The 14868-nt window shown below is 67.3% G+C and carries 13 protein-coding genes; 3 read left to right on the forward strand and 10 right to left on the reverse strand.

The window, feature by feature from the left end; translation table 11 throughout:
* Positions 1–314 precede the first annotated feature (314 nt).
* Positions 315–632 carry a hypothetical protein gene (locus ACK1X7_RS37505; protein ID WP_390795715.1) on the forward strand — a complete coding sequence of 106 codons (318 nt, stop codon included), beginning with the start codon at positions 315–317 and terminating at the stop codon, positions 630–632.
* Here ACK1X7_RS37505 and ACK1X7_RS37510 read toward each other — a convergent pair.
* The 9 genes from ACK1X7_RS37510 to ACK1X7_RS37550 form a co-directional block, all read right to left on the reverse strand.
* On the reverse strand, positions 596–1006 hold the full coding sequence (locus tag ACK1X7_RS37510) for a nuclear transport factor 2 family protein (protein WP_413116302.1): 411 nt from the start codon (positions 1004–1006) through the stop codon (positions 596–598). The genes ACK1X7_RS37505 and ACK1X7_RS37510 overlap by 37 nt on opposite strands.
* A gap of 214 nt (positions 1007–1220) precedes the next feature.
* Positions 1221–1685, reverse strand: coding sequence for an MBL fold metallo-hydrolase (locus tag ACK1X7_RS37515; protein WP_413116303.1), 465 nt, complete (start codon positions 1683–1685; stop codon positions 1221–1223).
* A gap of 29 nt (positions 1686–1714) precedes the next feature.
* On the reverse strand, positions 1715–2704 hold the full coding sequence (locus ACK1X7_RS37520; protein ID WP_385158000.1) for a TIGR03619 family F420-dependent LLM class oxidoreductase: 990 nt from the start codon (positions 2702–2704) through the stop codon (positions 1715–1717).
* Positions 2705–2744: 40 nt separating this feature from the next.
* On the reverse strand, positions 2745–4097 hold the full coding sequence (locus ACK1X7_RS37525; protein WP_413116304.1) for an amidohydrolase family protein: 1353 nt from the start codon (positions 4095–4097) through the stop codon (positions 2745–2747).
* A gap of 494 nt (positions 4098–4591) precedes the next feature.
* Positions 4592–6127, reverse strand: coding sequence for an ISL3 family transposase (locus ACK1X7_RS37530; RefSeq protein WP_423247800.1), 1536 nt, complete (start codon positions 6125–6127; stop codon positions 4592–4594).
* 671 nt (positions 6128–6798) lie between these two features.
* A complete protein-coding gene (locus ACK1X7_RS37535) occupies positions 6799–7650 on the reverse strand; it encodes an SMP-30/gluconolactonase/LRE family protein (RefSeq protein WP_390794525.1) in 852 nt (283 codons plus the stop codon).
* Complete coding sequence (locus ACK1X7_RS37540; protein ID WP_413116305.1) at positions 7647–7919, reverse strand: hypothetical protein; 273 nt, start codon at positions 7917–7919, stop codon at positions 7647–7649. Before ACK1X7_RS37540 ends, ACK1X7_RS37535 begins: the two co-directional genes overlap by 4 nt.
* Positions 7916–8791 carry a fumarylacetoacetate hydrolase family protein gene (locus tag ACK1X7_RS37545; protein ID WP_413116306.1) on the reverse strand — a complete coding sequence of 292 codons (876 nt, stop codon included), beginning with the start codon at positions 8789–8791 and terminating at the stop codon, positions 7916–7918. The genes ACK1X7_RS37540 and ACK1X7_RS37545 overlap by 4 nt, the downstream gene beginning before the upstream one ends.
* Positions 8792–8819: 28 nt before the next feature.
* A complete protein-coding gene (locus ACK1X7_RS37550; RefSeq protein WP_390794522.1) occupies positions 8820–10022 on the reverse strand; it encodes a mandelate racemase/muconate lactonizing enzyme family protein in 1203 nt (400 codons plus the stop codon).
* A gap of 579 nt (positions 10023–10601) precedes the next feature.
* Between ACK1X7_RS37550 and ACK1X7_RS37555 the strand changes: the two genes are divergently transcribed.
* Together ACK1X7_RS37555 and ACK1X7_RS37560 are read left to right on the forward strand one after the other, a co-directional pair.
* Positions 10602–11348: an SDR family NAD(P)-dependent oxidoreductase gene (locus ACK1X7_RS37555; protein ID WP_385141429.1), complete on the forward strand. Its 747-nt coding sequence runs from the start codon at positions 10602–10604 to the stop codon at positions 11346–11348.
* 183 nt (positions 11349–11531) lie between these two features.
* Positions 11532–12584, forward strand: coding sequence for an alcohol dehydrogenase catalytic domain-containing protein (locus ACK1X7_RS37560; RefSeq protein WP_413116307.1), 1053 nt, complete (start codon positions 11532–11534; stop codon positions 12582–12584).
* Positions 12585–12721: 137 nt separating this feature from the next.
* Here the strand turns inward: ACK1X7_RS37560 and ACK1X7_RS37565 are convergent, their stop codons facing one another.
* Entirely contained in the window at positions 12722–14710 is a 1989-nt protein-coding gene (locus tag ACK1X7_RS37565) for a right-handed parallel beta-helix repeat-containing protein (RefSeq protein ID WP_413116308.1), read from the reverse strand.
* Between the last annotated feature and the right edge of the window lie 158 nt (positions 14711–14868).

Here is a 14868-nt window from a genome sequence, read left to right on the forward strand (position 1 = left end):
AGCTCCTACGCCCAGGCCGTCGCTCTCCTGCGTGACCTGTGCGACGCCTGCGACCACGTCGGCAGCGGAGCGGACTTCCGGCAGCGCACAACGCGCCCGGGTGAGACGTACCGGCGCCGCCCCGGCCTCGTCCACCGCCTGAACACGCACAACCTCCGGTAACAGGCAGGTAGGACGGACCCCGAACTTCGGATAACGGCTCAGTGCCGCCGCTCATCCGCAGCCTCTCCCGGCCACCCCTTTCCCGATCTCAAGGCCGGGCACGCTCGCGAGCGCCTTCGGCCCGGCCCTCGGAACGGGCGATCGTCACGAGCGTGCGCGACCCGGTAGCCTCGACGCGCAGCCGCTTCCGCAGCATCTCCGCCGAGACCGGGCGCTGGTACTACGCGGTGCCAGGGGTTCGGAACCGCGGCTACGGCAATGCCGGCACCGTCGTGAGGGGCGTAAGCCGTGGGGTACTGGTCCAGATCCCCCTGGCCATCGAGGTCGCAAATGATGATCTCAGCGCCTTCGGCGGACATGGCGGCGTGGCCGCGGCCCTGACCGCGGCCACCGCCAGTGATCAAGGCGACCTACCCGTCGAGAACACCCATTCTCAGACCTCCTCGTCCGTAGCGTTCTTGGCTGCATAGATGAGGTGCCTGACAGTGGCGACGTCGAAGTACTCTTCGATTCGCGTGATCTTCCGGTCGCTGACCGCGATGTACATTGCCGCGTCGAGCCCCACCTGTTCCCCGTCGGGCAACTGCCCCCGCAGGACGTGCTGTTGGAAGACACCGGCGCCGACATCGGCCCGCCGGGTAACGTCGAAGCGCATGCCGTGAATGGCTCCACCGAGCAAGCCCAGTACGACGAGATTGTCCTCGAGCCCCTGATCGCCGGCGCCGTCGTTGTGCCAGATCGCAACGTCCGAGGCGTAGATGCCGCGGACGGCGTCGACGTCGCCGCGCTCCACAGCTCGGAAGAAGTCGTCGACGACGGTGATGTTCGTACTGCTTTCAGGCATGAGTGTCTCCAGGAGATGGACCCAGGGATGGGCGAAAATGTGTGTCCGCAGGCAATGGCTGGTGCGCGACCAGCGAAGACGGCGGACTCAGTCCCCCATGGCCGCGAGGATGAGATCGAGCACGGATTGGTCGGGGCAGGGTGGGACCGGTGCCTCAGCCAGTGAGCCGAGGATTTCGCAGGCTTCGTCGACGCGATTGGCGTGGATGCAAGGGCTATGGCCGGTGAGAACGACGCTCGGGTCGAGCCTCTGGAGCGTGGTGACATTCGCGGCAAAGCGGCGCGGGTCCGCCGTCGGCCACCCACCTGCATCGGTGCAGCGGGAAATCGTAGACACAGCTAAACCGTTCGACCAGTGCCCAGCTACACAGCAGTGTCGCGTTGGGGCAGCGCGCCATAACGGTTTCCAGGTTGCCCGTGTGGTCGGCGTCCTCGTGCGAGACGAACACCCAGCGAACATCCTCCGGCTCCACAATGGAGAAGACGTCGTCGAGCCACTGCTGGCGGTTGCGAGGCGAGCCGGTGTCGATGATGACGGGCTCCTGGCCGGTCAGCACGGCGGAGTTGATGGGAACGCAGAGGGGCCGGCCGAGCGCGAACTGTACGTCCTGGATGAGGTGCGCATCCGGTCCGATGCGCTGGAACGGGTGGTGCTCGAATCTGAGTTCTTCGGCAGGCATCGTTGCTTCCTGATCTGCGGAACGATTGCTCAAACCGTCGGCGCGACCTCGGTCATCAGGGTCTCCATCATCTCGATGAGCTCCTTGACCGAGCGGAAGACCGGCTTCATCTCGATCATGCTGACCCCCGCGTCGCGATACTCCCGGCACCGTGCGGCGATCTCGTCCGGTGTGCCGACCAGGTTGCGGACCGGCAGGTGGTCACCGAAGGCGTTCTCCAGGGTGCCCCGGCAGGCCGCCCGCGCTGCCGCGGTGGTGTTGTCCATGCGCCAGAACAGGTCGAGTACGCACTCCGGTGGCCGGTGCCCCGATTCGGCGAGCGCGGCCAGGCCGCCGGCGACCTCATCGGGGGTGGCGTGGTTGGGCAGCCACCAGTAGCCGCCCCGGGCCGTACGCCGCAATGCGGCGGGCGAGTTACCGGCGATCAGGATCGGCGGCCCCCCGGCCTGTGCCGGCTTGGGGAATACCTCGATTTCCTTGAAGCGGACCAACTTCCCATCGTAGGAAGCGCTGTCGTCGGTCCAAATGCGCCGGAGCGCCGCGAGTTGCTCGTCGGCGAGCCGGCCACGTTTTGTCACGTCCACGCCGAGCGCGGCCATCTCCACCGTGGCATTGCGGGAGAGCGTTTTGAGGACCTGCGGGTCACGGTCGGTGCCGGACAGCCCGACACCGATTCCCAGGAGCATCCGCCCGCCGGAGAGCTGGTCGAGCGTGGCGATCTGTTTGGCCGCAAGGATGGTCTCGCGCACCGGCAGCAGCATGACGCTGGTCAGCAGCCGGATCGTGGAGGTGATCCCGGCGACGTAGCCGAACGTGGTGAGCTGCTCGAACACGGTTCGACGGTCATTTCGGCCTTCGTCGTCCTCGGCACCGCAGCCGAGCCACACGCCATCGAAGACGATGTGGTCCTGCATCGACACGGCCCAGAACCCGAGTTCCTCGGCGGCCTGGGCGACATCGCGGATCGCGGCAGTGTCCCCGACGCGGTTGGACTGTGGTAGTGCCACTGCGAATTTCACGGTCTCGTCCTCCAGGTTGTGGATTGGCAAAGAGAATCGTTCAGTTCTGCGGCAGCCAGGACGGAGTCATGCCGCTCGAACGCAGCACGTGGTCACGGGAGCGCTCCGCGTCGGCCCGGAGCCGGGCGAGGTCGACCCCGACGAGCTTGCCGGCCCGCTTGCGGATCTCGCCGCGGACGATCACCGTGTCGACATTGGCCGTGTCGGCACTGGTCACCACGGTGGCGACGGGGTCGACCAAGGGCATCGTGTTGATGTCATCCGCCCGGATCAAGACGATGTCCGCGTCCTTACCGGGAGCCAGGGTCCCGATGCGATCGGCCAGTCCACAGGCCTGGGCACCGGCACGTGTCGCGAAGCCGAGCACGTCCGCATGGGTGAGTGCCGGCGCGAATGCGACATCGACATCGTCGCCGAACGAGGAGATGCGGCCTTGGGCGAGCGCGGTCCGCATCTGGGTGAACATATCGCCGGGGACCGAGGTGGCGACGTCGATGCTCAGCGAGGGCGTCACCCCTTGCTCCAGCATCCGCGTGATCGGTGGATGGCCGTGCCCCATGAGCATCTCGACGTACGGAGCGACCGAGGCAGAACCACCGGTGCGTTTGATCATCGCGAGCTCGTCGTCGGTACTGGTGTTGGCGTGGACGTAGGTGGTGTCCGGGCCGAGCAACCCTGCGCGGTCGAGCTCGGCGATCGCCTGCCCGTGCACGCCCGTGATCCGCATCCCCACGTGGACGGAGATCCTGGCTTCCAGCTCGCGAGCAAGCCGCCAGTCATGCACGCACACCTCGGGGCGGCTCACTCCTGGCCCGCGGACGGCAAGGGCGAAGGTAAGGAGGTCGTCCTCCGATGAGAAGTACTGCTCGCGGATACGGCGGGCGTCCGCTGGATGGCCGAGTTCGCTGTAGGCCCACCATTCGCCACCCGCGGGCGTCCCATGGGCGTACATCGCACGGATACCGGCCGCGCGCAACGCTGTGATGCCGGCGTCCGCGTGCTCGGGCGTGTTGTTGCAATGCGACCAGTCCACGATCGTGGTGATGCCCGCGTTGAGGGCCTCGAGCGCGCCGAGCAGGTTCCCGGTGCAGACGTCCTCGGGGCGGTAGGCGGGGCCGATGGCACCGATCACCTGGGCGAGGTATCCGTCCAGCGTGCACGCCGGCAGTACGCCGCGCAGCACGGTCTCCCACATGTGCCGATGGGTGTCGACGAACCCCGGGACGACGACAGTTCCCGCGGCGTCGAGGGTTTCCGCGTCTCTCACGGGGAGATCCGGACCGATCTGAGCTATCTTCCCGTCCTCGACGAGTACGTCAGCGCGGGGCAGATCGCCCAGTGCCGGGTCGAGGGTCAGGACGAATCCGTTCTTGAGCAACAATCTTGACGGCATCGTTCAGCCTCCGTTGTTCGGTGTGCAGAGGGGCAACAGGGTTCCGGCGTCGGCCGATCGCCGCTGACGTAAAGGTTCTGACAGCCGGTCGATGGCGAAGGACCACACGGAACGTTCAAGGTTTCTGGGGCAGCAGAACCGGTCGGCCGTGCGCCCCTTGCTCAACTGCCGTGTACGCATCGGCGGCCCGCTCCAGCGGATAAGTCGCGAACACCGAGTGCGATAGCACGCGAGGAGGTCGACACCGGCTACCGCCGCCTGCGGTGGGATGCTGATCAGGCAGACCCGGCCACGAACTCCCATCGCGTTGAGAATTACCGGGGTGAGCGCACCGCCGACCGTGTCCACCGCCCCGGTCGCACCCTCCGCACCCACTGCCCGGGTGAGCTGCTCGAGGACTGGTGCCCCGTCGTCCGGCCTCCACCACCTCGACGAGTCCCGGGAGTGTCTAATCAACGGCCCTGTCTCACATTCGGTGGTAACGGAGCGTGCTGCTATCCGAGGAGGATGCGGTGCCGGAGCAAGGTGAAGCCTGCTCGTCCGTGCATCTGGCGCGCGATCCGTTTGGTCTTCGTGTTGACGCCCTCGGTGGGGCCGTTGCTGTACGGAAGGGTGAGCCCCGCGATCACGGCGTCGAGGTCTCGGTCCAGGCCCCGGGTGAAGGTGCGCAGATGAGGCAGGTCGGCCTCTCGGACTTGGGCGATCCAGCGCGTGAGTGCGTCGGCGTTGTCGGCGTGCGGCGTAAGGAGCGGGGCGAAGTCTCTGATACCGGCTGCGAGTTGGGTCATCTCGGGGCAGGAGGCGGTGAGTTTGGCCAGGAGTTCGTGCTGCTCGGTCTTGAGGTTGTCGGGCCTGGTCAGCAGCATCCGGGCGAGCCGCCGCGGGGAGATGTGGCTGCGGTCGGCGTCTGCGCGGCCTTGGTTGATGTACTTGTGCAGGAGGTTGAGGCAGCCCGTGAAGCCGAGGGCTTTGATCTCTTCGAAGAGGTGCTTGACGGGGGCGGCGGGGTCCTCGGCTCGGCGTTTGCGCAGGTGCTCGCGGTAGGGGTCGACGAGACTGGCGCGGTATTTGGGGACGCGGAGCATCCGTTCGGGCTGGTCGGCGCGGGCATAGCGTTTGACGGTGTTCAGGGCGAGTTGCAGGCGGCGGGCGCATTCCAGCAGGCCGGCGCCTTGGTTGAGGAGGTCGTGGACCTGGTGCCAGCGTTCGAGGGTGGTCTGTGCGCGGGGCCCGTCGTAGATGGGTGCGTCCAGTACGGTGGCCCAGCAGGTGCTGTGGGCCTTCACCTCGCTGAGGGTGGCGTCGCACAGGTTGTGCCACAGATGCCAGCGATCTCCGACCTGCACCGCGTCGGGCAGGGCGCGGCGGATGGCCTCGGCATAGGTCGCCGAGCCGTCACGACACACGACCTCGATACCCGGGTGCTTGCGCAGCCACGCCTCAAGGGTGTCGGCGGTGCGGTCGGGCAGCACGTCGATCCGCTCATGGGTCTCGGCGTCGATCACCACGGTGGCATAGCGGTGCCGTCGGCGCAGGGCGAAGTCGTCGACGCCGATCACACGGGGTGTCCGCCCGGTGGGCAGTGGGATGCGCAGTAGGGTGCGCAGGGTCGTGTGACGCGACAGGCCCACCGCGAGTACCGCCAACAGGCGTGCACCCGCTCGGCCCGCTAACTCCGCGACCACGGCCTTGACTTGCCTGGTCAGGCGGGCGGTGCGGCGCTGGTATCGCTCCAGGACTCCGGGCACCTGTTCGCGGAAGGTGTGGCGGCAGCCGCGCGTGGGACACACCAGGCGCCGGACCCGCACACGGACCACCACCCGGCGGTCGTCGACCGGCACGTCGGCCACCGTCCGCAGCTGATATCCGTGTACTCGCCCGGTCGGCGCCCCGCACACCGGGCAGACCGCGGCCTCCGTCGGCGTCCGGGCTCGCACCACGATCCGCTCGCCCTCGTCGGTGACCCCCTCTATGACCAGCGGGGACAGCCCCGAAAACACCGTCTGCACGAGCTCGTTGACATTCTTCACGGGAATGTCAACGACCCTCACGACTCTCCGTTACCACCGAATGTGAGACAGGGCCGTTAAATTGACACACCCCCCAGCAAGACCAGGAACAGCAGGGGTTCGATCAGCCCCCACCCCGCGGCGGTGGTGTCGAAAGGACAGCAGCGTGAACGGGCGGTCGAGGGGCCGGGGTTCACGGACACCGAGGCCAGTGCGGTTCAGGTATCACCGCTCCCAGCCCGACCGACAGCCCGCCTACCTGGGGCAGCTCCAGCCAAAGCGTTTTGCGGAAGGCCGTGAACTGGCAGCCTGGCAGGCGGTGTTGGCACAGTCTGCTCATGCGGTGAGGGCAGGGCGTATTCCGGAGACCTTATGCGCGGTGGCGGTACGGGTGCCGCGCGGCCGCGGGGGACTCCACATCCAGCCGGTTGTCTCCTTGGCGATGCGGGGGTTGGCGTTGACCGACACTGTGATCGCCGTGGTGGTGGGTTGGACACGGTGGCCCTCAGCAGCAGCGCGCCATTCCCGCTGCGGCAGATGTTCGCGGCTGTGCCGCCCTCCTGGCTCAGATGGACAGACGAGCCGACTTCTCGTGCGCCGCGGCATCCTCCTCGATCTGTTTCACGCTCCGTTACCACCGAAGGAAAGCCGGAGCCGTGGCCGTACCGCCCCCGCCGACGCCTCGGATGGTGCTATCCGCTGAACGTGTAGGGAGCGAAGCCGCCCATGTCGGGCGTTGCGATGAATACGGCGCCGGCGGCGATTTCCGGGTCGGTCAGGCCGAAACGTGAAGTGGTGATGCAGAGCTGGGAGTAGTCGGGGCCCACGAAGGTGCAGGCGGTGACTTGTTTGACCGGCACTGCTATCTCGGCGTCGGGTCGTCCTGTGTGGTCGAAGTGCAGCAGCCGCCCGGAGCCGAACATGGCCAGCCAGACGCCGTCGGCCCGGTCGACGGCGATGCCGTCGGGGAACCCCTCGGTTGTGACGTCCGCGAACGGCCGGCGCCCGGCGATTTCGCCGTCCGGGCCGAGTTCGAGGATGTCGATTCTGCCGGTCAGGCTGTCGACGTAGTAGCCGCGTGTGCCGTCTCGGGTCCAGGCCAGCCCGTTCGAGCAGCCGATGCCGTCGATCGCCTGGACGACGCCTCCGGTGGGATCGAGGCGCCACAGCGCGCCGGCGCCCGGTGTCAGGTCGTAGGCCATGGAGCCGCACCAGAAGCGGCCTTGGGGATCGCAGGCTCCGTCATTCATGCGCACGTCCGAGTTGGTCCAGCATTGCATCGTTCCGGTCACGGTGAAGTGCTCGTTCACCAGGCAGAAGCCGCGTTCCAGGCCGACTACGAATCCGCCATCGCGGCGTGGCCGGAGGGCGGCGAGGGTTTCGCCGAAGTGCTCGCGGCGCTTCTCCTGTCCGCCGGCGTCGATCAGGACCGCATCGCCGGCCAGCATGTCGAGCACCGCGAGTCCATGGTGGCCGAGCCAGACCGGCCCTTCGCCATGGTGGGTCAGGCTCGTGGTGAACTGTTCGGCTTCGATGCGTTTCATGGCCCCTCCTCAATCGGCTCGTCGGTGAGCACGCCATCCACGCGGCGTGGAATCCGGTCCGGATTGGCGTTGCGAAGCCACGGCGGCAGCGGGTCCGCGGTCAGTGCCTTCGCGGTGGTCTGTGCGAGAGTGGCGGGTTCGAAGGCACCGGCGTGGTCAGGGGCCGGCTGTCCGTTCGTGACCAGTTCGATCGCGGCGTGGGCGAGGAAGTCCCGCATCGCGGTGGTCAGGACCGCGCCGTTCATGGGGTTGACACCGGTCATAGTCATCTGGGCAACCCTTCGAACATGTCCCGGTCATCGGTCATGACATTGGACAGGGCCCCGACCTGATCGATGGTGACGATGACCCGGTCCCCGGGGCGCAGTCCCTCACCGAGCGGAGGCACGATGCCGGTTCCGGTGCTCAACACGACGCCATCGGGGAACTGCTCGCCCCGGGAAAGCCATTGGACCAGTTCGCCGTATCGGCGCCGCATGGCGGAAGTCCTTGCCTCGCCGGAGAACACGAGTTCCGGGCCCCGGTACACCGCCATGGTGATGAGCAGGTCCTCCGGTGTGTCGATGGACCACCATGGCACGATCGCGGTGGACAGCACGCAGCCGCCGGGAAACAACTTCGCCTGCGGCAGATAGATCGGGTTCACCGCCTCGATGCCGCGCGCGGTGAGGTCGTTGCAAACGAGCGCGCCCACGATCTCCGCGTGCCGATTGAGGACAAGTGCCAGTTCCGGTTCGCACACCGAGTCGTCGCAGTCCGGGCGCAAGCCACCGGGATCGCCGTCGGTGAGCACCCGCCAGGCGGCGGACTTGAAGAACAGCTCCGGTCGGTCCGCCTCATACACGTGGTGGTAGATCTCCTCGAAGCCGGACTCTTCGGCGCGAGCGGAGCGGGAGAGCTGGTAGGTGATGCCGGCGCCCCACACCTCGGTGCGGCCATCGACCGGCGCGAGGAGTTCGGCCTCTGCGGAATCGACTCGGCGCCCGCTCGACACGGCCTCCTCCACGGCCCGCCGGATGTCGGCGACTTTGTGTTGCAATACCTCCGCCATCGTGGCAAACGGGAGTTCGACGAGGTATTCGTCCTCATGCACGCCGACTTTCGTCGTCCCGTCCGAAGTACGCCAACGAACAAGCCTCATGATGACTCCTGTCTCAGGAATGGGACGTTCAGGCGGCCTCGAGCCGACTGATCCGGCGTCGGGTCGCCCCGTCCTCGCGGAGCCCCGTCACGAGCTGCAAGCCGAGCCCCGGCTCGTTGGACAGAACCGCCTTCCCCTCGCGGATCCGCGGCAATCCTGTGACTACCCGCGGGTACCACGTCCGCAGATACGCGCGAACGGTCTCCTGGAAGAGGGTGTTGGGCTGCGACATCGCCAGGTGGAAGCACGCGGCGAGGGTGATCGGGCCGGTGCAGTCGTGTGGGGCGATGGGTATGGCGAACGCGTCCGCGAGGCCGGCCACCTTGCGCGCCTCGGTGATCCCGCCGGTCCACTGCACGTCCAGCGTCGCGTAGGAGATCCTGCCCTGCTGGAGCAAGGGCAGGAAACCGCGTCGGCCCAGCGCCGTCTCACCGAGCGCGATGGGTACCCCGACTTCCTCGCACAGAGCGCCGACCGAGTCGATCGCGTCCGGCCGGATCGGGTCCTCGACCCAGAAGGGCTGGAACGGTTCGAGCGCACGGCAGATCTCGACCGCGGCCCGGCGCGACCACAGGCCGTGCAGCTCAATCATCAGGTCCATATCCAGGCCCACGGCGTCACGGATCTCGCCCACGATGGCCAGGGCCTCGTGCAGCTCCCTCGGGCGGATCCGGGTGCCCGCCGATGCCTCGGCGGCCCGGTCGAAGGGCCAGATCTTCATGCCGCGCAGCCCCTCTTCGTAGAGTTCCTTGGCCAGGGCGGCGGGTCTGGTGAGGAAGGCGTGCAGGTCCTCGTATGCGCCGGCTGCGGAGTCTCCCCAGTTGGCGGAGGTCTGCCGCGACGTGCGCTGGATGTAGCCGGGTCCGGCGCAGGTGTTGTAGACGTCTATGGTGTCGCGGACCGGGCCGCCCAGCAGCCGGGCGAGAGATTTGCCGGTCCGCTTGCCCAACAGGTCCCAGAGCGCCATGTCGACCGCGCCGTTCCCACGCACCTCGACGCCGCCGCCCTGGAACCCGACATACGGGGCGAGCAGCGCCGCCACTGCCTCGGGGGCCGGATCCTCCCGGCCGAGGAGCAGCGGCACGACATGATCGTGCAGGTACGCCTCGACCGCGGCCGACTGCAAGAAGGAGTCGCCGAGACCGGTCTGGCCGTCATCGGTGTGCAGTACGACGACGCACAAATTGTTCTGGAACTGAGGTCGCAGAGTTTCCAACGCTACGATGCGCATGTACGTCGCATGCCTTTCCGTTGTTTCACCGACAGGGCGTTGATGGTCGTCCGGAGGAAAGCGGCCTGGCTTGCGGCCGCGATCCGGGTATGCGGATGCTGAGCTCGTCAAGGCAGGCGCTGGTCTCGCGGCGTTCACGACGGCGGTCCACAACGAGTCCGCGCCGGGACTTCTGGCCGCGGTGTGCATTGGTCGCCGGGTCCCGCTGGTTCACCAGGGTCTGGTCTTGATGTCTGCCGCCGTGAAGCCGGCCATCGGCCTCCGGCTGACGTTGCACTCCAACTCCTGGGCCCGCGGCCCGCCGACGGGAGCGTGCCGTGGGCCCCAGTCCCGGAGAGGATCCCTGCCTCCGGCGCGGCAGCGATATCCGCACCCGGAGGTAGAGTGGGACGAAGACTGGTAAGACCGGTCATGCCGCAACGTATACGCGGGACTCTGCGGCGGCGTCAAGCGCCCGCCGGTGATTCCCTCACCCGGCCAGGCGTCGCGGCGCTCGGTGCCCACCTGATCCACAGTGATGCGGAGGTTGACATGGGGACGGCTTCGAACTCGGGCCCTTGGGGTCTGGCCGGACGTCGTGTGGTCGTCGCCGGTGCGCTCGGCGGGATCGGACAGGTCATTGCCGCGGCGTTCCGGGAAGCGGGCGCGCACGTCCTGCTGACCGACCTGACCGACGCGAGTGCGGCCGTCGAGGCGGTGACCGCGGCAGGCTTCGACCCGAGGATGTACGCGGCCTGTGACCTCACCTCGGAGGACGAGGTCCGGGCGCTCTGCGACCGGGCGGATGAGGTGTTCGGCGGTCTGCCGGACATCGTCTGCGTGCATGCCGGGGTCGTCGGTTCGCATCCCGTCGTCGACTACCCCATCGCAGCCTTCGACGAGTTGATGAAGGTGAACCTGCGCGGCTCCTTCCTCCTCGCCTCGGAGGCCGCGCGGCGCTGGCTCGCGGTTGAAGCGCCAGGGACCCTGGTATTCACCACGAGTTGGGTGCAGGACGTGCCCTGGCCGGAGATCGGCCCCTACTCGGCCAGCAAGGCCGCCGTCCGGTCGCTGATGCGTACCTTCGCCCGCGAACTCGCCCCGCGGGGCATTCGCAGCAACGCGGTCGCGCCCGGCATTGTCGGCGTCGGCATGGCCAGGCGCCAGTGGGACACCGATCCCGCGTACCGGGCCCGCGCGCAGCGCGCGATCCCCCTCGGCCGCCTCCAGACCCCGGAGTCGGTGGCCGATGCGGTGCTCTTCCTGGCCTCGCCGTTGTCCGCCTACATGACGGGCGCCACGCTACTGGTCGACGGCGGGGCGAGCCTGTATCCGATGGACGAGTGAAGCGCATCTGGTCATACCAGTTGAAGAAGTGTAGTCTCGCGATTCGCCAAGATCATCCACCCTCGGACCGCGCACTCGCCGTGTCCAGACCGAGCCAGGTCCACCCGCGCCGCACGCACGACATCGCCGGTCCTCCCCACCGCTGCCCCACGATCGCCGATCCCTGTCGAAAGGCCGCAAGCGATGCTCGCTGCCCGATGGCACGGCCGTTACGACATCCGCGTCGAGGACGTCGTGCCGCGCGTGCCCCGTGATGACGAAGTGCTGGTCAAGGTCCACTGGTGCGGTATCTGCGGCACCGACCTGGAGGAGTACCGCGCCGGACCGCTCATTATCCCGACTGACGAGCCGCACCCGCTCAGCGGTCGGATGGCGCCGCTGACGCTCGGACATGAGGTCGTCGGCGAGGTCGTCCGCGCCGCCCGCGACGGAACCGGCCCGCCTGTGGGGACTCGTGTGGTTCCGGACGTGGTCAATGGCTGCGGCCAATGCTGGTGGTGTCTTCGGCACGAAGAAGGGCTGTGTCCCAGCGTTTGCGTTCCGGGCCAGCAGGACGACGGTGGCCTGGCGCGGTTGATGATCGCGAAAGCCCGGACCTGCGTATCGGTGCCGCCCGGACTGCCGATGGAGACCGCCGTCCTCGCCGAACCGGCTGCCGTGGCGGTCCGCGCGGTCCGCAAAGTATCCGAGATCATCGGCGCCGTCGCCCTGGTCGTAGGCGGCGGGACGATCGGCCAGCTCACGGCACAGGCCGTGCTGGCCGCGGGCGCCGCAAGCTGCTGGCTGGTCGACCCGTCGGAGTACCGGCGCCGCTTCGCGGAGGCCCACTCCGCGGTCCGCTCCTGTTCACCCGGCGACCTCGATGCCGCCCTGGCCGACCTCGATGCGCCAGGCGTTGATGTCGTGTTCGAATGCAGCGGCGCCGACGGACAGTTGACGCGGTCCTTCGACCTCGTACGGCCGGGCGGCCTGGTGGTGGCCGTAGGGCTGGGCTCCGGGGCACAGCCCGTCCCACTGCCGGCTCTCGTCCTCGGCGAACGCCGGCTCGTCGGCTCCGCTGCCCATCTGTGGGACGCCGACGTCGCCCAGGCAGTGCGGCTGCTGGCCGACGGCCGGCTCGACGCCGCAGACATGGTCACCCACCGGATCCCGCTACAGGATCTGGTGACCGTCGCGCTTCCCCTGCTGTCGCAGCCTGACCCCGAGGTCCTGAAGATCGCCATCGACTGCCGTTGACCGCATGATCTGGCGCCCGCACCGTGCCCGGTGCGGGCGCCGGATATCAGGGCGACCAGCGGATCCCCCTTGCCCGAGGAGCGGCGCAGGGCGCGGGAATGCCTGTGCGGCGATGGCGCCGGGCCGCTCGGATCCGACTACGAGGGCCGTCCCCAGGCGTCGGTGCTCGGCACGACTCGCGGCCATACCTTGAACGCGTCCGTGCCCCCGGCACTCTCGAACGGGCCGGGAAACGGCACACTGTTGGCACGTTGGACCCCGAGGAAGTCGCTCGATACCGACATATGCGATCCGTCGGGGTTCGTGAACGCCTGGTCGGAGGTCGGCGCTTTCGCAAGTGTGGCGGTGCTCACGAGCGCTTGGGTCGATCGCCACGACTCGACGCGCGGCACTACGAGATACCAGCCGTCGGACTTCTTCGTGAGTGCGGGCGTGTACGCCACCGAGGCAGCGTCCACTCCACCCTGTTCCTTTTCCGATGGGGTTGCACCCTTGGTGTGGACGTTTGCCTTCATCGTGATTGGACAGGACGCGCTTGCGGAATCCCAGACCGAGAGATCGGCCGAGGCGCCGAGGATGTTGTTCATCCACTGCTGACCGCCGATCGGGATGTCCACCTTGGCGACCGTGGTCGTTGAGTGCGGCTCCATATAAGGCGTCTGTCGCTCGTCCGCGTTCGCGGTCACGGCCCCGGTTATGAGGTTGTGTGCCCCGGCCACCCCGTCCGACACGCACCTGAGCCCCCCGGCCGACAACATGACGTTGTTCGCGATGAGCAGCGGACCGTGATCCACCTCGGCAAAGATGTCGATGTCGGCGTTGTGGTGGAACAGGTTCCGCATGACCTGGGTTCCTTGTGCCATCCAATCCAACCAGATCCCGGCATAGCCTCCGGTGTTGTAGATGTGATTCTCGGCAATGACGACATCAATGGCCCCATGAAGCTTGATGCCGCCCATTTCCGCTCCACCCCAGATCCCTTGGCTGTTGGAGTGGTAGATCTCGTTCCCGGTGATCCTGCTGCCGATCCCGCCGAGAGAGCCCACGATGCCGGTCTGGCCGCAGTGATGGATCGTGTTGTTCCGGACGATGTGGCCACCGATGTTCGCGAACGACCAACCGCCCGAGTCCTGCGCGTCAGAGATCGTCAAATAGTAGCCTTCCGTCGTGCCGCGCAGCCCGTCGTATTCATCCGAGTACTTTCCCAGCGCGATGCCACAGCACCTGGAGTAGGCAATCTCGTTGCCCTCGATGACCCATCCCTTGCACCAGTAGGCGCTTACCAGTCCCCATTGTCCCATCGTCGGTGCGCACCAATTCGTGGCGGCATTCCGAAGGGTGAAGCCCCGGATGGTGATGTAGTTGAGGTTGGTCGCGGCCGGTTTGAACGCCGTACCTCGGATACCGACCTCGACTGTTCCCTTGTTGGGGTCAACCCCGGGAAACTTCGCGGTGAGCGTCGTGTAGCCGCTCTCGTCGTAGCTCGGCTTGTAGCTCGGCGCCGTCCCTTCCACAAGACCGTCTACGTCTGACCACCACGATGCGTTTGGGCTCGAGTTCACCGCATCCAGGCTCGTTGCTTCCGGCAGCCAGGCGCCATCGAGGTACACCATTCCCACGCGATGGATTCGCCCGTTGGCGTCGAACCAGTCGCCGTGCACCTGCCATGCGTAGGGGTTGAACCCGTTGAAGTACGAATTCTTGATCTTTAGCTGGTAGACATCGCCGGAGACCCGGGTCCAGCTCTCGAAGACATCGGAGCCCGTCACCGTCACCGAAGCCCCGGCGTCGGCCGCGTAGGTGATCCGCATGTCGTCGCTGGTGCCGCCCCGCGGGGGGATGACCTCCTCTCGGTAGGTCCCGGCACGGACCAGGACGACGTCGCCGGGCTGGGCCTTCTGCGCCGCCGCGTTGATCGTCAGTAGTGGCGCGCCGCTCGTCCCGTCCGCTGTGTCACTCCCGCTCTTGGAGACGTAGTAGACGGTTCCCGTCGCCGCCGCCGCGTTCGAGGTCGTGGCCGGTGCGAGCCCGAAGGCGAGCCCGGTTGAGGTTCCGGCGCTGACCGCGAGGAACGCCCGGCGCGAGACATCCCGGCGTATGGCGGAATCCGGATGTCGCTCATTCATGTGAACCCTCCCGTGTGCCACTCATGCAGCCTCGACACTCTCTGTGCGCTGATCTGCCGCCATGGAAAGCGATGCGACTGATGCGGTTTTACCGGTCAGACCACATGTATAGCCGTGCCGTATCGACTGTCAATGGTTGCGGAGCAACTGTCGGGTTC

The sequence above is a fragment of the Streptomyces sp. CY-1 genome (genome assembly GCF_047218265.1).
GTDB lineage: Bacteria > Actinomycetota > Actinomycetes > Streptomycetales > Streptomycetaceae > Streptomyces > Streptomyces niphimycinicus.

Excerpts from the sequence above, each read along its gene's own strand:
- ACK1X7_RS37510 (WP_413116302.1), bottom strand. The coding sequence starts at position 1,006 with ATGCCTGAAAGCAGTACGAACATCACCGTCGTCGACGACTTCTTCCGA.
- ACK1X7_RS37515 (WP_413116303.1), bottom strand. The coding sequence starts at position 1,685 with ATGCCTGCCGAAGAACTCAGATTCGAGCACCACCCGTTCCAGCGCATC.
- ACK1X7_RS37525 (WP_413116304.1), bottom strand. The coding sequence starts at position 4,097 with ATGCCGTCAAGATTGTTGCTCAAGAACGGATTCGTCCTGACCCTCGAC.
- ACK1X7_RS37535 (WP_390794525.1), bottom strand. The coding sequence starts at position 7,650 with ATGAAACGCATCGAAGCCGAACAGTTCACCACGAGCCTGACCCACCAT.
- ACK1X7_RS37540 (WP_413116305.1), bottom strand. The coding sequence starts at position 7,919 with ATGACTATGACCGGTGTCAACCCCATGAACGGCGCGGTCCTGACCACC.
- ACK1X7_RS37545 (WP_413116306.1), bottom strand. The coding sequence starts at position 8,791 with ATGAGGCTTGTTCGTTGGCGTACTTCGGACGGGACGACGAAAGTCGGC.
- ACK1X7_RS37550 (WP_390794522.1), bottom strand. The coding sequence starts at position 10,022 with ATGCGCATCGTAGCGTTGGAAACTCTGCGACCTCAGTTCCAGAACAAT.
- ACK1X7_RS37560 (WP_413116307.1), top strand. The coding sequence starts at position 11,532 with ATGCTCGCTGCCCGATGGCACGGCCGTTACGACATCCGCGTCGAGGAC.
- ACK1X7_RS37565 (WP_413116308.1), bottom strand. The coding sequence starts at position 14,710 with ATGAATGAGCGACATCCGGATTCCGCCATACGCCGGGATGTCTCGCGC.